The sequence below is a fragment of the Streptomyces sp. NBC_00390 genome, assembly GCF_036057275.1.
GTDB lineage: Bacteria > Actinomycetota > Actinomycetes > Streptomycetales > Streptomycetaceae > Streptomyces.
The window spans coordinates 1522242-1540697 of the sequence record NZ_CP107945.1; the positions used below are offsets into that span (position 1 = coordinate 1522242).

19 protein-coding genes are annotated in these 18456 nt (G+C 70.7%); 12 read left to right on the forward strand and 7 right to left on the reverse strand.

Annotated elements, in window-relative coordinates; all coding sequences use genetic code 11:
* Window positions 1-22: 22 nt before the first annotated feature.
* The 6 genes from OHS70_RS06610 to OHS70_RS06635 all read right to left on the reverse strand — a co-directional run bounded on the left by OHS70_RS06610 (window position 23) and on the right by OHS70_RS06635 (window position 4180).
* Window positions 23-1399 carry an 8-oxoguanine deaminase gene (locus tag OHS70_RS06610; protein WP_328394622.1) on the reverse strand — a complete coding sequence of 459 codons (1377 nt, stop codon included), beginning with the start codon at window positions 1397-1399 and terminating at the stop codon, window positions 23-25.
* A 145-nt stretch (window positions 1400-1544) separates the two neighbouring features.
* Window positions 1545-2471 carry a factor-independent urate hydroxylase gene (pucL, locus tag OHS70_RS06615; protein WP_328394624.1) on the reverse strand — a complete coding sequence of 309 codons (927 nt, stop codon included), beginning with the start codon at window positions 2469-2471 and terminating at the stop codon, window positions 1545-1547.
* Between the two features lie 6 nt (window positions 2472-2477).
* Window positions 2478-2882: a hydroxyisourate hydrolase gene (uraH, locus tag OHS70_RS06620; protein WP_328394626.1), complete on the reverse strand. Its 405-nt coding sequence runs from the start codon at window positions 2880-2882 to the stop codon at window positions 2478-2480.
* Window positions 2879-3391: a 2-oxo-4-hydroxy-4-carboxy-5-ureidoimidazoline decarboxylase gene (uraD, locus tag OHS70_RS06625; protein ID WP_328394628.1), complete on the reverse strand. Its 513-nt coding sequence runs from the start codon at window positions 3389-3391 to the stop codon at window positions 2879-2881. Before uraD ends, uraH begins: the two co-directional genes overlap by 4 nt.
* Before the next feature lie 166 nt (window positions 3392-3557).
* On the reverse strand, window positions 3558-3935 hold the full coding sequence (locus tag OHS70_RS06630) for a helix-turn-helix domain-containing protein (protein WP_328394629.1): 378 nt from the start codon (window positions 3933-3935) through the stop codon (window positions 3558-3560).
* On the reverse strand, window positions 3932-4180 hold the full coding sequence (locus tag OHS70_RS06635; protein WP_328405462.1) for a hypothetical protein: 249 nt from the start codon (window positions 4178-4180) through the stop codon (window positions 3932-3934). Before OHS70_RS06635 ends, OHS70_RS06630 begins: the two co-directional genes overlap by 4 nt.
* 203 nt (window positions 4181-4383) lie before the next feature.
* Here OHS70_RS06635 and OHS70_RS06640 point away from each other — a divergent pair, with 203 nt between their 5' ends.
* Window positions 4384-5448, forward strand: coding sequence for a lytic transglycosylase domain-containing protein (locus tag OHS70_RS06640; RefSeq protein WP_328394631.1), 1065 nt, complete (start codon window positions 4384-4386; stop codon window positions 5446-5448).
* 58 nt (window positions 5449-5506) lie between these two features.
* Window positions 5507-6571 carry an RNA polymerase sigma factor gene (locus tag OHS70_RS06645; RefSeq protein WP_328394633.1) on the forward strand — a complete coding sequence of 355 codons (1065 nt, stop codon included), beginning with the start codon at window positions 5507-5509 and terminating at the stop codon, window positions 6569-6571.
* A gap of 331 nt (window positions 6572-6902) precedes the next feature.
* On the opposite strand, the gene OHS70_RS06650 is transcribed toward OHS70_RS06645, so the two are convergent.
* Entirely contained in the window at window positions 6903-8054 is a 1152-nt protein-coding gene (locus tag OHS70_RS06650) for a PP2C family protein-serine/threonine phosphatase (protein ID WP_328394635.1), read from the reverse strand.
* A 293-nt stretch (window positions 8055-8347) separates the two neighbouring features.
* Between OHS70_RS06650 and OHS70_RS06655 the strand changes: the two genes are divergently transcribed.
* Genes OHS70_RS06655 through OHS70_RS06700 form a run of 10 tightly spaced genes read left to right on the forward strand, consistent with a single transcriptional unit; the run spans window position 8348 to window position 18446 of the window.
* Window positions 8348-9307, forward strand: coding sequence for an ABC transporter ATP-binding protein (locus tag OHS70_RS06655; RefSeq protein ID WP_328394637.1), 960 nt, complete (start codon window positions 8348-8350; stop codon window positions 9305-9307).
* The gene (locus tag OHS70_RS06660) at window positions 9304-10074 is read left to right on the forward strand and encodes an MlaE family ABC transporter permease (protein ID WP_328394639.1); all 771 of its coding nucleotides are present in this window, start codon (window positions 9304-9306) and stop codon (window positions 10072-10074) included. The genes OHS70_RS06655 and OHS70_RS06660 overlap by 4 nt, the downstream gene beginning before the upstream one ends.
* A gap of 3 nt (window positions 10075-10077) precedes the next feature.
* Window positions 10078-10896, forward strand: a complete 819-nt coding sequence (locus OHS70_RS06665) for an MlaE family ABC transporter permease (RefSeq protein ID WP_328394641.1) — start codon at window positions 10078-10080, stop codon at window positions 10894-10896.
* Between the two features lie 5 nt (window positions 10897-10901).
* Window positions 10902-12170 (forward strand): MCE family protein, encoded by a 1269-nt coding sequence (locus OHS70_RS06670; protein ID WP_328394643.1) that lies wholly within the window; start codon window positions 10902-10904, stop codon window positions 12168-12170.
* On the forward strand, window positions 12167-13201 hold the full coding sequence (locus tag OHS70_RS06675; protein WP_328394645.1) for an MlaD family protein: 1035 nt from the start codon (window positions 12167-12169) through the stop codon (window positions 13199-13201). The genes OHS70_RS06670 and OHS70_RS06675 overlap by 4 nt, the downstream gene beginning before the upstream one ends.
* Window positions 13198-14178: an MCE family protein gene (locus OHS70_RS06680; protein ID WP_328394647.1), complete on the forward strand. Its 981-nt coding sequence runs from the start codon at window positions 13198-13200 to the stop codon at window positions 14176-14178. The genes OHS70_RS06675 and OHS70_RS06680 overlap by 4 nt, the downstream gene beginning before the upstream one ends.
* Window positions 14179-14204: 26 nt before the next feature.
* Window positions 14205-15338, forward strand: a complete 1134-nt coding sequence (locus tag OHS70_RS06685; RefSeq protein WP_328394649.1) for an MCE family protein — start codon at window positions 14205-14207, stop codon at window positions 15336-15338.
* Entirely contained in the window at window positions 15335-16630 is a 1296-nt protein-coding gene (locus tag OHS70_RS06690; protein WP_443062574.1) for an MCE family protein, read from the forward strand. The genes OHS70_RS06685 and OHS70_RS06690 overlap by 4 nt, the downstream gene beginning before the upstream one ends.
* Window positions 16627-17898 carry an MlaD family protein gene (locus OHS70_RS06695; RefSeq protein WP_328394651.1) on the forward strand — a complete coding sequence of 424 codons (1272 nt, stop codon included), beginning with the start codon at window positions 16627-16629 and terminating at the stop codon, window positions 17896-17898. The genes OHS70_RS06690 and OHS70_RS06695 overlap by 4 nt, the downstream gene beginning before the upstream one ends.
* The gene (locus OHS70_RS06700) at window positions 17895-18446 is read left to right on the forward strand and encodes a hypothetical protein (RefSeq protein WP_328394653.1); all 552 of its coding nucleotides are present in this window, start codon (window positions 17895-17897) and stop codon (window positions 18444-18446) included. Before OHS70_RS06695 ends, OHS70_RS06700 begins: the two co-directional genes overlap by 4 nt.
* Window positions 18447-18456: the final 10 nt, after the last annotated feature.

Genomic DNA, 18456 nt, shown 5'->3' on the forward strand with positions numbered 1-18456 from the left:
CGGACTGCTGGAAGTCGTTCGGTCAGGCCTCGGCTGCGATCCGCGCCAGGCGCTGTGCCTCGTCCCGCGTCGAGCGGGCGATGGCGTCCTCGTCGACCGTCGTCAGGCGGCCCGCTTCGACGACTGTCCTGCCGTTCACAAGTGAGATGCTCACCGGGGCGGCCGCGCCGAGGACGAGCGCGACGACCGGGTCGGCGATGGAGGAGTGGGCCAGGGTGTCCAGCTTCCACAGCACCAGGTCGGCGAGCTTCCCGGCCTCCAGCGAACCGATCTGGTCCGCGCGGCCGAGGACCTGCGCGCCGCCGTACGTACCCAGGCGCAGCGCCTGACGGGCGTTCAGCGCCGACTCGCGGTGGGCGCCGAGACGGTTGATCAGGAGCGCGTTGCGCAGTTCGGTGTGCAGCTCGCCGGACTCGTTGGAGGCGGTGCCGTCGACGCCGAGGCCGACCGGGACGCCGGCCTTGAGCATGTCGGGCACGCGGGCGATACCGGCGGCGAGGCGCGCGTTGGAGGACGGGCAGTGGGCGACGCCGGTGCCGGTACGGCCGAAGGCGGCGATGTCGGAGTCGTTCATGTGAACGCAGTGGGCCATCCACACGTCCCGGCCCAGCCAGCCTGTCGACTCGAAGTAGTCGGTCGGGCCCATCCCGAAGAGTTCCTTGCAGAACTCCTCCTCCTCGACGGTCTCCGAGCCGTGGGTGTGCAGCCGCACGCCCTTGCGGCGGGCCAGCTCGGCGCCCTGCCGCAGCAGTTCGGTGGAGACGGAGAAGGGTGAGCAGGGCGCGACGGCGATCTGCGTCATCGCGTCGAAGGAGGCGTCGTGGTGCTTGTCGATGGTCTCCTCGGTGGCGGCGAGCGCGCCGTCGAGGGTCTCGACGGCGAAGTCCGGCGGCAGCCCGCCGTCCGACTTGCCGCGGTCCATGGAGCCGCGCGCGAGGGTGAACCGTACGCCCGTCTCGCTCGCCGCACCGATGATCGCGCCGGACAGGTCGCCGGCGCCCCGCGGGTAGACGTAGTGGTGGTCCATCGCGGTGGTGACACCGCCGCGGGCCATCATGGCCAGCGAGCCCTGCGCGGCGGCGCGGGCCATCGGCTCGTCTATGCGCGCCCAGGTCGGGTAGAGCGCGACCAGCCAGTTGAAGAGGTTGTGGTCGGTGGCGAGTCCCCGGGTGATCCACTGGTAGAAGTGGTGGTGGGTGTTGACCAGGCCCGGCGTGGCCAGATGGCCGGTGCCGTCGATACGGCGGACCACGTTCTCCAGGTGCTCGGGTGCCGCGCCCGCTCCCACCGACTCGATCCGGTTGTCCGCCACGACGATGTGGCCGCGGGCGTACTCGGTGTCGTTCGCGTCCACGGTCGCGATGGCACAGTTCTCGATGACGATGCGCGAAGCCGCCATGGCAGGTCCTCGTCTTCCAAGTGGTGGAACGGACCCGGGGGTCGAGCGGGGTGACGACCGGATCCGCGGTTGAAGTTGTTGCGCAGATGCCCCCGCTCTCCCCCTTGGACCTGACGCCGGCGCGAACGTCGGGGGTGAAGCGGCGCTACTGCAGGTTGGTCATGTCGACCGGGATCTGCGGCTCGATGCCGTCCCGCAGGACGGTCGCCTCGATCAGGCCGTAGGGACGGTCCGCCGCGAAGTAGACCTCGTTGTCGTTCTTGAGGCCGAACGGCTCGAGGTCCACCAGGAAGTGGTGCTTGTTCGGCAGCGAGAAGCGGATCTCGTCGATCTCGCTGCGGCTGTTGATGATGCGCGCCCCCATTTGGTACAGGGTCTGCTGCAGCGAGAGGGAGTAGGTCTCGGCGAAGGCCTGCAGCATGTGCTTCCTGGCCTGGTCGTATGACTTGTCCCAGTTGGGCATCCGGGCCTCGTCGGAGGTCCAGTTGTAGCGCCACTGGGCGGCGACCTGGGTGGCCAGGATGCGGTCGTACGCCTCCGGGAGCGTCGTGTACGTGTCCTTGACGTAACCCCAGAACTCGGAGTTGGTCGAGTTCATCACGACAAGGTCCTTGAGCCCGGAGATGATCTGCCACTTCTCACCGTCGTAGGTGATCTGGGTGGTGCGGGTCTCCTGGCCCTTGCGTACGAAGGAGTGCTTGACCTCGTCGGCTCCGATGAACTTGGAATTGCCGTCGGAGGCGGCGATGCGCTCCCACGCGTACTCCTCGATGCGGATGCGCGCCCGGTGGATCGGCTCCTGCGACGTGACGAAGTGGCGGGCGAGGTGGATGCCGAACTGCTCGGCGGACTCGATGCCGTACTCCTTGGCGAACGCGTACACCGTGTTCTTCGTGGTGTCGGTCGGCAGGACGTTGGCGTTGGAGCCGGAGTAGTGCACCTCGTCCATGTCGCCGGAGAGGGCGACCGAGACGTTCAGGTCCTTGATGTGGTGGGTGTCGCCGTCCCGCGTGATCCTGACGACGCGGTTCTCTGCTTTCCCGTACTGGTTCTGGCCGAGAATCGTGGGCATTTTCTGCTAGCTCCCTCGGTAAACGGAGTAGCCGAACGGGTTGAGCAGCAGCGGTACGTGGTAGTGCTCGCCCGGCACGACGGCGAATGTGATCGCCACCTCCGGGAAGAACGCACCGCTGTCCCTTACGCGGGGGGCGTCCTGCTGCGCCTCGGCTTGCTTCTTGTTCGAGAAGTACGCCTCGGTCTCGAAATCGAGACGTACATGGGTCGTTCCTTCCGGCAGCGCCGGCAGGTCCTTGCACCGCCCGTCCGCGTCGGTCGCGGATCCGCCGAGTGCCACCCACTGCGCGGCGGGGCCGCTGCGGGCCGCGAGCGAGATGGCGACGCCTTCGGCGGGGCGGCCGATGCTGGTGTCCAGGATGTGGGTGGACACGGAACTTCTCGGCGATGCCGCGGTCTCAGTACTCATTGGTTCTCTTCCTCCACGAGACGGGCCAGCCGGATGCGGTTGATCTTGCCCAGTTCGGTGCGGACGATCTCCCGTTCCCGCTCCGGCGAGTTTCCGATCCGCTCGCGGACCGCGTCCCTCATCTGCTCGCCGGTCCGGCCGGTGGCGCAGATCAGGAAGACATGGCCGAACTTCTCCTGGTAGGCCAGGTTCAGTTCGAGCATCTCGGTCCTGAGTGCGTCGGAGGCGCCGGCCATCCCGCTCTGCTCGCGGGAGGAGGTCGGGTCCCCGGGCTTCGGGCGCCCGATCGGCGGGTGCCCCGCCATCGCCTCGGCCAGATCCTCCGCGGTCAGCTCGGCCATGGCGGCGTCGCTTGCGGCGAAGAGGGCTTCCACTGTGGCGTACGGGCGCCGGGCGAGCAGCTTGCTCCCCCAGGCAGAGCTGGCGCACACCTCGTGCAGCGCGGCCTGGGCCGTGCTGTCCTCGAAGGCGTTGAACCGGGCGAGTGCCGGGGTGGACGTCGAAGTCACGGGAGCCTCCGCGGCTGTTCTTCGCGCTGTGTGCGTCGGACGGGCTGCGGACAGCTAACGCCCTCACGCAACATCACGTCAACACTTTGTTGAAAAATTGGGGACGTGAAAGCCGCCGCCCGATGGACCGGACGGCGGCCTTCCGCCGGCACCCCAGGGCCGACGGCTACTGGCCCTTCGCCGCGTTCTCCCTGTTCAGATAGTTGTAGACGGTGAAGCGGCTGACTCCCAGCGCGCTCGCCACCGTCTCCACACCGTGCCGGACGGAGAAGGCGCCGCGCGCCTCCAGCGTCCGCACGACGGACTGCTTGGTCTTGCGGTCCAGCTCGGCGAGGGGTCTGCCGTGCTGCCGTCCCAGCGCGGCCAGGATGTGGTCCAGGGAGTCCGCGAGCTGCGGGAGCCGTACGGCGAGCACCTCCTCGCCTTCCCAGCTCAGTATGACGTCGTCCTCGCCGGCCTCGGCGGGCGCGATCAGCACCCCGCCCATGGCGTCCACGAGCGGCTTCACCGCCTGGGCGAGTGCGTGGTCGGCGGGCCCGGTCATCCCTCGCCCTCCAGGACGTTGACCTGCAAGGAGACCCGGGTGGCCCCGGTCTCCAGGGCCTTGCGCAGCAGCGCGTCGACCGCGCCCAGCACCTCGTCGGCACCGCCTTCGGCCGTGTTGCCGAAGGGTCCGACGTCCACCTTGTCCAGACCCGCGCGCTGCACGACCTCGCGGACGGCCAGCGCGTGCGCCGGCGGCTCGTCCAGGTCGAACGGCTCGGTCGTGAACTCCACTCTCAGTCGCACCATGCCCCCACGTTAGCCGCGCTCTCGCGCACGGTCCTCGGCCCTCCCGTTCCGCAAAGAGTCCACGTGGGCCACGGGCAGCGGCGGACACCCGCGGGACGGCCGCGGACGGGTCGCATCTCCGTGCGACGGAACCGCGCGGGTGCCACGTAGAGCAGGTGAACAAGCGCCGCGCGGCAGCGGCGCAGGGAGGGGTCCGCATCATGACAGGGCACACGCGCAGAGGTGTCAAGGCGACGGCGATCGCCACGGCGGCCATGGCGGCACTGACCGCCTCACAGGCACCGGGACCGGCGGCACACGCCGCGGCCCCGGCCCGGCGTCCGGCCGCGCCCGGGCCGAGCGTCTCGGGTGACACCGCGTACCGCACGGAGCTTCCGCCGCTGCGGGAGTCCCGCCCGGCCGGCGGCGCGAGGGGCGCGGAGGGTTCCGGTGCGACGGCAGGCGGCGCACTGCCCGCGACCGTGTTCGCGGCCTACCGGAACGCGGAGGAGGAGCTGGCCGGCAGCAGTCCCGGCTGCCGGCTGCGACGGCAGCTGCTCGCCGCGATCGGCCAGGTGGAGTCCGGGCAGGCACGCGGCGGCCGGGTGAGCGCGGACGGCACGACGCTCACCCCGATCCTCGGTCCGCGCCTGGACGGCAACGGCTTCGCCGTCATCACCGACACCGACGGCGGGCTGTACGACGGCGACACGGAGTACGACCGTGCGGTGGGCCCGATGCAGTTCATCCCGTCGACGTGGGCTCTGTGGGGCGCCGACGGCAACGGCGACGGACGCAGCGATCCGGGCAACGTCTTCGATGCCGCCCTCGCCGCCGGGCGCTATCTGTGCGCGGGCGGGCGGGACCTGTCCGACGGGGCGGACCTCGACCGGGCGATCCTCGGCTACAACCACTCCGGCGCGTATCTGCGCACGGTCAAGGCATGGTTCGCGTACTACCTCGAGGGCCTGCGGGTCGTGCCGGACCACGGCTTGCCGCTGCGGGAGCACCGCCTCGACCGCAAGCCGTCCGCCGAGCCCGCGCCGCCCGCTGCCGCGGCGCGCCCCGGCAAAGGCCGTGGAACCGGCACCGCGGCGCCCTCCCCCTCCCGCACGCCCGGACCCACTCCCTCCCCTTCGCCGGCCCGGGGAGGCGAGGAGGACGGCCCGGCGCTGCCCCTGGTGCCGGAGCTCCCCACCGAGCTCCCCGGCCTCGGTGCGCTGACCAGCAAGGAAACCGAATCGATGCATCCCGCCCCCTCCACAACCCCGGATACCGGGCGGTAATCTCCCCCGCGCCGGACCGACCAGCACCCTTTCCGGCCGGGTGAGAGCGAGGGGCCTCATGGCTACGGAGACGGAGGCGGCCCAAGCGCGGTGGCAGCGCGCCTGGGCCCACCGCGAGCAACTGCTCAAGGTGGCCCGCCGCAGGTCAGTGAGCCTGGAGGATGCCGAGGACGCCGTGCACGAGGCGATGCTGCGCGCCGCCGAGAACCCTCATCTCGACGACGAGCGGCTGGGTGCCTGGCTGACCACGGTGACCATGCGGCTGTGCGTGGACCGCCACCGGCAGGTCAACCGTGAGAACGAGGTGCGCAGCAGCCCCAGACTGCTCGCACCGGTCCCCGTACCGGTCGAGGAGGCGGTCTGCGACCGCGCCGAGGCGATGTGGCTGGCCCACCGCAGCGACGAACTGCCCGCCCGCCAGGCCGAGGCCCTGTGGCTGAAGTCCGAGGATCTGGACGTCGGCCAGGTCGCCGTGAAGATGGGCCTGAGCTACCGGACGGTCGAGTCGCTGCTGGCGCGGGCCCGCCGGACGCTGCGCAATTCGCTGGCCGCCACGCTGGGGTTCGCGCTGTGGCTGATCGGACGCGGCCGGCCACAGGGCGGGAACGCCCAGGCGGTGGCGGTGGTCTCCACTGCGGCGACACTGGCGGTCGTCGGCCTGGTCCTGCCGCACGTCCGCGACGTGGACGGGCCCTCTTCGTCACGGCCCCCGTTCCCCGCGATCTCGCAGGCCGCGGAGGCGCAGTCCCCCGGGGCGGGCGGCGGGCCGCCCGCGCCCGGCAGCCGCACGGACACCGGGCAGCGGTCCGGCACGACCGGACCGCAGCAGTCCGGCGCGCCGGGGCTCGACGTGCCCGTGCTGCCCGGACTGCCACTGCCCACGCCCGCCGTCCCGGAGGTCGCGACGGTGCCGGAGGGGCTTGTGTCCGGCCTGCCCTCCCTGCCGTCCGCCCCGGATCTGCCGGCCGTGCCCGGCGGACCTGGTGCAGCCGCTGTGCCCGACGCGCCCGCCGGACCGAAGGTGCCCGGCGTGCCCGCCGAGCCCTCGGCCTCCGGTCTGCCGTCCGTGCGGGCACCGGAAGGGGCACTACCCGGCGATACGCCGCAGGCCCCCGCGCCATAGGCGGCCGGAGCGCCGCAGGTGCTCCCGAACGGCCAGGGCCTTCCTGGTCAGGCCGGATCAGTGAACGGGGCTCCGGCGTTGTAGCACCTCCCGTACCCGAAGGCTCGCGGGTGGGGCTTTCTCCCCCAAGGCTGGAGAGGCAGTGCCGGCGCACGCGGGACCCGGCGAGCCCTCGGCCTCCGGACTGCCGTCCGTGCGGGCACCGGAAGGGGCACTGCCCGGCGATATGCCGCACGCGCCCGTGCCGCAGACGGCCGGAGCGCCGGGGGAGCTGAGGAGCGTCCGCGTCGCCCAGGCGCACGAGGCGGCGCGCGTGCGCAGGGTGGCAGCTCTACCCGGGGCGTTGCGGAAGGTGGTCCGTCCCGCCGTCATGCGCAAGGGCGGCGGTCCCGCGGACTTGTTCGCCGGCATCGCCGTCGAGCCGCTCGGCGAAGAGCATCGCCACGTCGTCGGCCAGGCAGCCGTCGGTGTGCCGCATCAGCCCCTGGTGCAGTTGTTCCAGGAACTCCAGCGGGGTGCCGGCCTGCGCCGCTTCCATCGCCTCGGGAAGGGCGAAGAAGTCGTTGTCACTGTTGCGGGCCTCGATCACACCGTCGGTGTGCAGCAGCAGGCGGTCACCGGGCACGAACGGGTAGCTCTCCACCTTGCCGGGCGGCCCGATGATGAAGTCCTCAAGGCCGAGGGGCGGCAGCGGGCAGGCGGGCATCAGGGCGGCGGCCCTGCCCTGGCGCAGGACCAGCGGGGGCGGGTGGCCGCGGTTGACCATCTCGACCACGGGCCGGTCCGGCACCTGGACCACGACCGCCGTGACGAAGCCCTCCAGCAGAGCCTCGGGAGCGACCGCGCCCGGCACGGCGGTCTCCCGTCGCAGCGCAGCCCCGCAGTGGTTCACCACATCCACCAGGTCGTCCTCGTAGTGCACGGACTCCCGGAAGGCGCCCAGGACGGCCGCGGCGGCCCGCACGGCGGGCAACCCCTTCCCGCGGACGTCCCCCACGATCATCCGGACCCCGTACCGGGTCTGCACGGCTTCGTAGAGATCACCGCCGATCTGCGCACCCGCCTCGGCCGCGAGATACATGCTCGCCGCCCGGACGGGGCCCAGCCGGGCAGGCACGGGCCGCAGCAGGACCTCCTGTGCCACTACGGCGATCCGCCGGACCTGGTTGAGCTCGCTCTGCGTGCGCCTGCGCACGGCCCTGCTCGTCATCACACTGGCCGCCGACACCAGGAGAAGAGCCAGGAGGTTGCTGTAGACCTGCTGGCTGCCCCACGCCTGGTTGTAGGTGGCGGTGGTCACGCTGACGGCCAGAGCGACAAGCGCTGCCGCGAGGGTGCCCTTGGGGCCCATCGTCACCGCGGCCAGCGCCGGGGTCGCCATGAGGATGGGTCCGGTGTACACCACGTGCGCGGGCGTGAGCTCGACGACCACGACCAGCAGTGCGAGCACGAACGGCACGCACTGCGCGAGTGTGAAGAGCACGCTGCTGTGGCCATTCGGAGCAGACGAGCGGAAGAGCGGCCGCATGGGTACAGGTTCGCTCCTTCACGCGCGGCGTTCCACCCGTCGCTCCCCGCCGCCGGGGCCCGGGGTGACCGAACGGGGACCCGGCGGGCCGGTGCGTAACCCGGACGCCACCCCGGCGGCGTCCTGATTGCGCGCTGATGACGTCCTGATGGTGGGCGCGTAAAAAATCTTCGGCCCGCAGCGACGGACGGGGCCGCCCTGCCCGTAGAGCAGATGTCGGACCGCTCCACGGCTGAAGGGTGAACCGTATGGGTGTCGAGATCTGCGTGGAGGGACTCACCAAGTCCTTCGGCCACCAGGTCATCTGGCAGGACGTCTCCCTGACGCTGCCCGCCGGCGAGGTCTCGGTGATGCTCGGACCGTCGGGCACGGGCAAGTCGGTGTTCCTCAAGACGCTCGTCGGGCTGCTGCGGCCCGACCGCGGGTCGATCCGGATCTCGGGCACCGACATCACGGCCCTGCGCGAGCACGACCTGTACGAGGTACGGAAGCTGTTCGGTGTGCTGTTCCAGGACGGCGCGCTGTTCGGGTCGATGAATCTCTACGACAACATCGCCTTCCCGCTGCGCGAGCACACGCGCAAGTCCGAGAGCGAGATCCGCCGGATCGTGCTCGAGAAGATGGACATGGTCGGCCTGATCGGCGCCGAGGACAAACTGCCCGGTGAGATATCCGGCGGGATGCGCAAACGGGCCGGCCTCGCCCGGGCCCTGGTGCTCGATCCGGAGATCATTCTCTTCGACGAGCCCGACTCGGGGCTCGACCCGGTCCGGGTGGCCTATCTCAACCAGCTGATCGTCGACCTCAACGCGCAGATCGACGCCACCTTCCTGATCGTCACCCACGACATCGCCTCCGCCCGCCAGGTCCCGGACAACATCGGGCTGCTGTTCCGGCGCGAGCTGGTGATGTTCGGCCCCCGGGAGCAGTTGCTGACCAGCGAGGAGCCGGTGGTGCGGCAGTTCCTGAACGGCCGGATGCAGGGCCCGATCGGGATGGCGGAGGAGAAGGACGCGGCCCAGGTCGAGCAGGAGCTGGCCGAGCTGGGCGAGGGCGCACACTCCGCACCGTCCGAGGCACCCGAGCTGACACCGCGCCTGCTGCCCAGTGCGGGGATCACGCGTCCGCCGCGCTGGGAGGCGATCGCCGACCGGGAGTCGCTGCGGGCGGTGCGGGCCACGATCCGCGGAAAGTCGGTGGGCGCATGAGCCTGTCCCCCACCGCGGCACTGCGGCATACCGGCAGCCTCTTCGCCATGGGCCTGGACGTGCTGCGGACGATGCCCAAACGGCCCTTCCAGGCACGTGAGTTCATCCAGCAGGCCTGGTTCGTCGCCAGTGTCACGATCCTGCCGACCGCGCTGGTCTCCATCCCCTTCGGCGCAGTGATCGCCCTGCAGATCGGCAGCCTCACCCGGCAGCTCGGCGCCCAGTCGTTCTCCGGAGCGGCCTCGGTACTCGCCGTGCTGCGCGAGGCCTCGCCGATCGTCACCGCGCTGCTGATCGCGGGGGCGGGCGGCACCGCCATCTGCGCGGACCTCGGGGCGCGCAAGATCCGCGAGGAGATCGACGCGATGCAGGTGCTGGGCATCGACCCGATCCACCGGCTCGTCGTACCGCGGGTGCTGGCGACGATGCTGGTGGCGGTGCTGCTCAACGGTCTCGTGTCGGTGGTCGGCGTGGCCGGCGGCTACTTCTTCAACGTGGTGCTGCAGAACGGCACACCCGGCGCCTATCTCGCCTCCTTCACCACCCTCGCCCAGCTGTCCGACCTGTGGGCGGCCGAGGTGAAGGCCCTGGTGTTCGGTGCGATCGCCGCGATCGTCGCCTCCTACAAGGGGCTGACCGCCAAGGGAGGTCCGAAGGGCGTCGGCGACGCGGTGAACCAGTCGGTGGTGATCACCTTCATGTTGCTGTTCGTGACGAACTTCGTGATGACGGCCGTCTACTTCCAAGTCGTTCCGCAGAGGGGTTGACGGATGCCGCTCATGAATCGCCTGGTGCTGGACCGGCTCGAGGAACTGGGCACCCAACTGTCCTTCTACGGGCGCTCGCTGGCATGGACCGGGCGCACCCTGCGCCGCTACAAGAAGGAGGTCCTGCGGCTGCTGGCCGAGGTGAGCTTCGGGCGCGGAGCCCTGGCCGTCGTCGGCGGCACGGTCGGGGTCATCGCCTTCCTTTCCTTCTTCACCGGCACCGAGGTCGGCCTCCAGGGCTACGCGGCGCTGAACCAGCTGGGCACCTCGAACTTCGTGGCGTTCCTCTCGGCGTACTTCAACACCCGTGAGATCGCACCGCTGGTGGCGGGCCTCGCCCTCTCCGCGACCGTCGGCGCCGGATTCACCGCCCAGCTCGGCGCGATGCGGATCAGTGAGGAGACCGACGCGCTGGAAGTGATGGGGGTGCCCTCGCTGCCGTTCCTGGTGACCACCCGGATGATCGCCGGCTTTGTCGCGGTGATCCCGCTGTACGTGGTCGGGCTGCTGTCCTCGTACTTCGCGGCGCGCACGATCACCACCGGCTACTACGGACAGTCGACCGGCACCTACGACCACTACTTCCAGCAGTACCTGCCGCCGGTCGACGTGCTGTGGTCGTTCGGCAAGGTGATCGTCTTCGCCGTCGTGATCATCCTGGTGCACTGCTACTACGGCTACTACGCGAGCGGTGGCCCGGCCGGCGTCGGTGTCGCGGTCGGCCGCGCGGTGCGCACCTCGATCGTGGCGATCAACATCCTCGACTTCTTCCTCAGTCTGGCGATCTGGGGCGCCAACACGACCGTACGGATTGCGGGGTAGCGCCGATGCGTGTTCCAGGACCGTCCTCGGCGGGCGCCGCCCGGCTGCGGCTGTACGGCATCGCCTTCCTCGTGGTGATGGCGCTGCTGCTGTCGCTGTCCGTGGCCGTGTACCAGCAGGTGTTCACCCCGGTCGTACGGATCACACTGGAGGCCGACACGCTCGGCAACCAGCTCGATCCGCGTGCCGATGTCAAGCTGCGCGGCCTGCTGGTCGGCGAGGTGCGGGAGGTGCGGGCCGACGGCGAGAAGGCGACGGTCGACCTCGCGCTCGATCCGCGGCATGTCTCGCGGATCCCGGCCGATGTGCACGCCCGGCTGCTGCCCAAGACGCTGTTCGGCGAGAAGTTCGTCGATCTGGTGCCGCCGCGCGGGTCGTCCGGCCGCCCCGTCCGGGCCGGGGATGTGATCACCCAGGACCGCACCACGGTCGGCATCGAACTGCAGCAGCTGCTGAACGACCTGCTGCCGCTGCTGCGCAGTGTGCGGCCCGCGGAGCTCAACGCCACCCTGTCCGCCTTCGCCACCGCGCTGGAAGGGCGCGGCGACCGCATCGGCGCCAACCTGACCCGTGCAGAGGCCTATCTGCGGCGGCTCAACCCCCATATGCCGTCGCTGAAGGAGGACATCGCGCGCTTCGCGGATGTGGCGGAGGTGTACGGGGACGCGGCGCCCGATCTGATGCGGATCCTGCGCAACTCGGTCACCACCAGCCGCACGCTCGTCGAGCAGCAGGACCGGCTGGGCGAGGCCCTGAGGTCGACCACGACGGTCGCGGGCACGGCGGAGCGGTTCTTCGACAAGAACGGCGACCGCCTGATCACGCTCGGCCGGGTCTCCCGGCCCACACTCGCCCTGTTCGCCCGCTACGCGCCCGAGTACCCCTGCCTCCTCGACGGCCTGGTCAAACAGGAGGCCGCGTCCGAGGAGGCGTTCAGAGGCGGCCGGATGCGCATCACTCTCGAATTCGTCCGCCCCAGGCCCGCGTACCGACCCGGTGAGGAACCGCGCTATGCAGAGCGTTCAGGACCCGACTGCAGAGGTCTGCCCGACCCGCATGTGCCGGCCCCGGACGTCCGTCTCGACGACGGTACGTCGAGGGCGGCGGCGAGCGGTCCGCCCGGCGGGGCCGGGGTGTCGGCCACCGCTGCCGAACAGCGGGCCGTCGGCTCGCTGGTGGCCCCGGTGCTCGGCGTGCCGGCCGACCGGGTGCCGGCGGTCGCGACGCTGCTGTTCGGCCCCATGGCCCGCGGAACGGCGGTGAGCGTCGCATGAGGACGACACGCGCCAACGACATGGCGGCACCGCTGGTCAAGTTCGGTCTGTTCACGGTGGTGACGGTGCTGGCCACCGCCCTCCTCGCGGCGACCATCGTCAACGTCTCGTTCACCCCCGAGGACACATACCGGGCGGTGTTCAGCGATGTCACCAGCCTGGAGGAGGGTGACGACATCAGGGTGGCCGGGGTGCGGGTCGGCGAGGTACAGGACATCGCGATCAAGGACCGGACGTTGGCCGAGGTGACGTTCACCGTCCGCCGTGACCGGCCGCTGCTGACCAGCACGGGTGCGGTCATCCGCTACCGCAGCCTGGTGGGTTCGCGCTATGTCGCACTGACCGAGGGGGCGGGCGACGGTACGCGGCTGAGGCCGGGCGGGGTGATCCCGCAGTCCCGTACCAAGCCCGCGCTGGACCTCAACGCGCTGCTGGGCGGGTTCAAGCCGCTGTTCGCCGCGCTCAGCCCCAAGGACGTCAACCAGCTCGCCACCGAGATCATCAGGACGCTTCAGGGCGAGGGCGGCACGGTGGGCAGCCTGCTCGCCCACACCGCGTCGCTCACCACCACACTCGCCGACCGTGACGAGCTGATCGGTTCCGTGATCGACAACCTCAACACGGTGCTGGCGACCCTGGACAAGCGGGACGCCCGCTTCTCGGGGCTGCTGAAGCAGTTGCAGCGGCTGATCTCCGGGCTGTCCGCCGACCGGAAGCCCATCGGCGCCTCGCTGGCCGGCATCGGCGGCCTGACCGCGGCCACCTCGGGTCTGCTCGAGGACGCCCGGCCGGCGCTCCGCGGCGACATCGCCGAGCTGACCGAGCTCACCGGAACGCTCAACGACAACGAGAAGACGGTGGAGGGCGTGCTGAAACGGCTGCCGAACAAGCTCGACAAGCTGACGGGGACCGCGTCGTACGGCTCCTGGTTCAACTTCTACCTCTGCGACTTCGACGGCCGGATCGTGCTCCCGAGGACCGAAGAGGTCATCACCCCCGAGCTTCATGTCGCCCGGGCGAGGTGCTCATGATTCCGTTCCGCGACCGCAGTCCCGTGGTGATCGGAGCCGTCGGCGTCACCACGCTCGCGCTGCTCGCCGTGGCCGCGTTCAACGCCGACAGCCTGCCTCTGATCGGCGACGGCGAGACCTACAGCGCCGCGTTCTCCGAGGCGGGCGGGCTCAAGCCGGGCGACGAGGTACGGATCGCCGGCGTCAAGGTCGGCAAGGTCGACGAGGTCGATCTGGACGGCGATCATGTGAAGGTGACCTTCCGGGTCAAGGGGGAGCCGGAGTTCGGCGCCCGCACCGGAGCGGCCATCAGGGTCAAGACGATCCTGGGCGCGAAGTACCTGGCCCTGCAGCCGAAGGGGCCGGGGCAGCTGGCGCCCGGCAGTGAGATCCCGCTGAACCGCACGGTCGCGGCATACGACGTGGTTGCGGCGTTCAGCGATCTGACGACCACCACGGAGAAGGTCGACACGGCCCGGCTGGCGAAGGCCCTGGACACCATCTCCACCACGTTCGAGGACTCGCCCGAGGACGTGAAGGCGTCCATCAAGGGACTGTCGAAGATCTCCCGGACGGTGGCCTCCCGTGACGCGGCACTGCGCGAACTCCTCGACCACGCCAACGGGGTGACCGCGGTCCTCTCCGAGCGCTCGGACGAGTTCGCCACGCTCGTCCGGGACGGCGACAAGCTGTTCAAGGAGATCACCAGGCGCCGGGCCGCGATCCACGCGCTGCTCAAGAGCTCGGCCACGCTCGGCGTCCAGCTGTCCGGCCTGGTGCAGGACAACAAGAAGGAGATCGGCCCGGCGCTCAAGGGCCTCGGCCAAGTGGTCGCCATGCTCGAGCGCAACCAGGCGAGCCTGGACCGCAGCGTGCAGTTGCTCGCGCCCTACGTGCGGGTCTTCACCAACACCCTGGGCAACGGCCGGTGGTTCGACAGCTACATCCAGAACATGGTCGCCGCCCCGGTGGTCCCGCGGACAGGAGACTCCCGATGAGCCGCTTGCGGTCAACGAGATTCAGCATGCCGAAGAGGCGCGCGCGCCTGGCGCTGGTCGTCGCGCTCGCGCTGGTCGCCGGCGCGACGGCGGTCGCCCTGTGGCCGCGTGCGAACCCGGTCCGGGTCACCGCGTACTTCCCGCGCACGGTCGGCATCCACCCCGGTTCGGACGTACGCGTCCTCGGGGTCCGCGTCGGCGAGGTCAAGGCGATCACGCCGGAGGGCCGCCGGGTGCGGGTGGAGCTGGAGTACGAATCCGGGCGGAAGGTCCCCGCGGACGCCCAGGCCGCGATCATCAACTCCTCGGTCGTCAGCGACCGTTACGTCCAGCTCCTGCCCGTCTACCGCGGCGGGCCCGCGATGGCGGACGGGGCGGTCATCCCCGAGAGCCGTACCGCCGTGCCGGTCGAGCTCGACCGGGTCTTCGACTCGCTGCACACGACGGCCGAGGCCTTCGGGCCGCGCGGGGCCAACGGGGACGGATCGCTCTCCCGGCTGCTGGGGGTGAGCGCGGACAACCTCGAAGGACAGGGCGACCAGCTCCACCGGACGGTCGAGGACCTGTCGCTCGCGGTCACCACCCTGTCGGACGGCCGGAAGGACCTGTTCGGCACCGTGCGGAACCTGCAGGTGTTCACCGCGGCGCTCGCCGCCGACGACAGAGGCGTCCGGTCGTTCAACGACAGCCTCGCCAAGGTGGCCGACCAGCTCGCCGGGGAACGCAAGGATCTCGCGGCGGCGCTGCGGCATCTGGGCAAGGCGCTCGGCGACGTGTCCGTGTTCGTACGCGACAACAAGAAGACGCTGACCGCCGACGTGAAGGGACTCAGCAAGGTCACCAAGGTGCTGGTCACCCAGCGCGCGGCGCTTGCGGAGCTGTTGGAGGTGGCCCCGGCCGGGCTGTCCAATCTGCAGAACGCGTACAACCCGTCCTCCGGCACCCTCGACACCCGCAACAACCTCGAGGGGGCACAGGACCCGGCGGCGCTGCTGTGCTCGCTGCTGCGCACGACCGGGGACGCCGGGGGCCCGAACCCGGACTGCAAGGAGCTGGAGAAGCTCTTCGACACACTGCCCCGACTGCCGCACACCGCACCGGTGTCGGGCACGGGTCCGGTCGACCGGACGCTCGGCGGAATCCTGGAGGCCGGGGCATGAGGATCACACGTGTCAGCAGTGCACTGCACAAGGGCAGGGCGGCCGCCGTGTGGACGGCGATGGGCTCGGTGGTGCTCACCGGCTGCGAGTTCAACGGGCTCTACGACGTGGGGCTGCCGGGCGGCGCCGCCACCGGCGGCGACGCGTACCGCGTCACGGTCGAGTTCCGTGACGTACTGGATCTGGTGCCGCAGTCGGCCGTGAAGGTCAACAACGTCACGGTCGGGTCGGTCGAGAAGGTGGACCTGGCCGGATGGCACGCCCGGGTGCGGCTGCGGCTCGACGGCTCGGTGAAGCTGCCGGGCAACGCGATCGCCGAACTGCGCCAGACCAGCATGCTCGGCGAGAAGTACGTGGCACTGTCCGCCCCGGTGGACGCCGCCCCGTCGGGCCGGCTCGCCGACGGCGACCGTGTCCCGCTGTCCCGCAGCGGACGCAACCCCGAGATCGAGGAGGTGCTCTCGGCGCTGTCGGCCCTGCTCAACGGCGGTGGCGTCGCCCAGCTCAAGACGATCACCGTGGAGCTGAACAAGGCCCTCGAGGGCCGCGAGAACCGGGTGAAGTCGCTGCTCACCGAGCTCGACACGTTCCTGGCCGGACTCGACGGGCAGCGCAAGGAGATCGTCCGGGCGCTGGAGGGCATCGACCGGCTGTCGAAGCGGCTCGCCAAGGAGAAGAAGACCATCGCGACGGCGGTCGACACCCTGCCCGGCGCCCTGAAAGTGCTGGCCGACCAGCGCCGTGACCTGACCGCGATGCTCACCTCGCTGTCGGAACTCGGCACGGCGGGCACCAAGGTGGTCAATGCCTCGCGGGCCGATGTGGTGGCCAATCTGCGCAGTCTGCGGCCGATCCTGGAGCAGTTGAACAAGGCGGGCAGTGACCTGCCCAACGCGCTCGAGCTCATGACCACGTACCCGTTCCCGCGCAATGCGACGGACGCCGTCAAGGGCGACTACGTGAATCTGTCGATCACCGCCGACCTCGACCTGGCGAGCGTCTACGGCAATCTCGCCGACGAACCGCCCAGGAAGCCGGGCAGGCCGGGTACGCCCAGGCCACCGGGGCTTCCGGACGTCCCGGAGCTGCCCGAGGTCCCCGGCGTCCCCGTGCCCACCGCGCTGCCGCAGGCACCGGGCGCTCCCTCCGCCCCGCCGGGCGGTGAGGGCCCGCTGTGCCCGCCGGTGTGCACCAGCAGTTACGCCACCCATGGCCGAGCGGACGCAGACAGCTTCCCGCCAGGGGTCGATCCCGCTCTCGCCGAGCTGATGCTGAAGGGGATGCAACCGTGATCACTCGTACGGTCCGGGCCCAGTTGCTGGCCTTCGCCGCGGTCACCGCGGTCGGTGTGTCGTACGTCGGCGCCCGCTACACGGGCCTGGCGGACCTGATCCTCGACCGCGGCTACACCGTGCGCGCGGAGTTCGCCGAGTCCGGGGGCATCTTCCAGGGTGCCGAGGTCACTTATCGCGGTGTGCCGGTGGGCCGGGTCGGTTCCTTGCGCCTGGCCGACGCCGAGGGGGTGTCGGTGGCGCTGGACATCGAGGACGGTGCCCGGATTCCGGCCGACGCGCTGGCGGTGGTGGCGAACCGCTCGGCGGTCGGCGAGCAGTACGTCGATCTGCAGCCGCGCGGCACCGGCGGCCCGTTCCTGCGCGAGGGCAGTGTGATCGGCCGCGGTGACACGAGGGTGCCGCTGCCCACCACGGATCTGGTGCTCAGCCTGGACCGGCTGGTCAACTCCGTGGGCAAGGAGGATCTTCGGATCACCGTCGACGAGCTCGGGAAGGCCTTCGCGGGTACCGGCCCGCATCTGAGCCGCCTGGTGGACTCGGGCAACAGCCTCGTGGAGTCGGCGTCCGCCTCGCTGCCCGAGACCACATCGCTGATCGAGGACTCGCGCACGGTGCTTGCGACGCAGGCCGACAAGGGCTCGGCGATCAAGTCCTTCTCGCGCGATCTGGCCGCCCTGACGGCGGAGTTGAAGTCGAGCGACGGCGATCTGCGCAGGCTCATCGGCTCGGCAGCCCCGGCCGCGCAGGAGGTCAACTCGCTGCTGAAGGCGAACGAGACCCATCTGCCCGTCCTGCTCGGCAATCTGATCAGCGGCGGACAGGTCACGGTGGCCCGGCTGCCCGGTGTGGAGCAGGCCCTGGTCACCTTTCCGGTGGTCGTCGCGGGCAGCTCCACCGTCATCCCGGGCGACGGCACCACCCACTTCGGCATGGTCACCGGCGCCGACGATCCGCCACCGTGCCGCCAGGGTTACGGAACCCAGCGGCGCGATCCCGCGGACACCTCCAAGCGCCCCGCGAACACGGACGCGCGCTGCACGGAACCGCGCGGCAGTGCCACCTCGGTCCGCGGCGCGCAGAACGCGCCCGGCGCCTCCACGGGCGCAGGGGCGGCCCGTGCCTCGTATGTCACCCCCTACGACCCGGAGACCGGCCTCGCGACCGGCCCGGACGGAACGCTCGTCGAGATCGGCTCGACGGGCGGCGAACAGAGCCTGCTCGGAAAGGACTCGTGGCAATGGCTGCTCGTCGGACCCATGGCATGAACGGGAGCATCCTCACGCGCCTGACCCGGTCGCTGCGCCTGCTCGGCGCCAGGCAGGCGGCCGCTGCGCGGGGCGGCAGGACGCTGTCCGCGGCGCTCGCGGTGGCAACCGTCGTGACGACGGCGCTGAGCGGCTGGCTCTGCGTCCAGGTGTACGAGCAGCGTGTGGAGGCGCAGCGCCACCAGGACATCCTGGCCGCGGCCCGGCAGTCCGCGCTGAACTTCACCTCGCTCGACCACCGGCACTACGACCGGGACAGCGCAAATGTGCTGAAGGGCGCCACAGGTGACTTCAAGGCCCAGTTCGCCGCGCAGTCGGCCGAGTTGACCAAGCTGGTGGCGGCGAACAAGTCCGTGTCGCAGGGGCAGGTGCTGGAGGCCGGGATCACCCGCTCCGACGAGCGCACCGCCCGGGTGCTGGTGGTCGCCGACAGCAAGGTGACCAACACGGCCGCCCCCGGCGGGCAGGCCCGTACCTACCGGCTGCAGCTCGATCTCGTGCTCGAACGCGGCCGCTGGCTCACCTCCGACGTCGAGTTCGTCGGCTGACCGCGCGCCC

Excerpts from the sequence above, each read along its gene's own strand:
- OHS70_RS06610 (WP_328394622.1), bottom strand. The coding sequence starts at position 1,399 with ATGGCGGCTTCGCGCATCGTCATCGAGAACTGTGCCATCGCGACCGTG.
- pucL (WP_328394624.1), bottom strand. The coding sequence starts at position 2,471 with ATGCCCACGATTCTCGGCCAGAACCAGTACGGGAAAGCAGAGAACCGC.
- uraH (WP_328394626.1), bottom strand. The coding sequence starts at position 2,882 with ATGAGTACTGAGACCGCGGCATCGCCGAGAAGTTCCGTGTCCACCCAC.
- OHS70_RS06630 (WP_328394629.1), bottom strand. The coding sequence starts at position 3,935 with ATGACCGGGCCCGCCGACCACGCACTCGCCCAGGCGGTGAAGCCGCTC.
- OHS70_RS06640 (WP_328394631.1), top strand. The coding sequence starts at position 4,384 with ATGACAGGGCACACGCGCAGAGGTGTCAAGGCGACGGCGATCGCCACG.
- OHS70_RS06645 (WP_328394633.1), top strand. The coding sequence starts at position 5,507 with ATGGCTACGGAGACGGAGGCGGCCCAAGCGCGGTGGCAGCGCGCCTGG.
- OHS70_RS06655 (WP_328394637.1), top strand. The coding sequence starts at position 8,348 with ATGGGTGTCGAGATCTGCGTGGAGGGACTCACCAAGTCCTTCGGCCAC.
- OHS70_RS06660 (WP_328394639.1), top strand. The coding sequence starts at position 9,304 with ATGAGCCTGTCCCCCACCGCGGCACTGCGGCATACCGGCAGCCTCTTC.
- OHS70_RS06665 (WP_328394641.1), top strand. The coding sequence starts at position 10,078 with ATGCCGCTCATGAATCGCCTGGTGCTGGACCGGCTCGAGGAACTGGGC.
- OHS70_RS06670 (WP_328394643.1), top strand. The coding sequence starts at position 10,902 with ATGCGTGTTCCAGGACCGTCCTCGGCGGGCGCCGCCCGGCTGCGGCTG.
- OHS70_RS06675 (WP_328394645.1), top strand. The coding sequence starts at position 12,167 with ATGAGGACGACACGCGCCAACGACATGGCGGCACCGCTGGTCAAGTTC.
- OHS70_RS06680 (WP_328394647.1), top strand. The coding sequence starts at position 13,198 with ATGATTCCGTTCCGCGACCGCAGTCCCGTGGTGATCGGAGCCGTCGGC.
- OHS70_RS06685 (WP_328394649.1), top strand. The coding sequence starts at position 14,205 with ATGCCGAAGAGGCGCGCGCGCCTGGCGCTGGTCGTCGCGCTCGCGCTG.
- OHS70_RS06690 (WP_443062574.1), top strand. The coding sequence starts at position 15,335 with ATGAGGATCACACGTGTCAGCAGTGCACTGCACAAGGGCAGGGCGGCC.
- OHS70_RS06700 (WP_328394653.1), top strand. The coding sequence starts at position 17,895 with ATGAACGGGAGCATCCTCACGCGCCTGACCCGGTCGCTGCGCCTGCTC.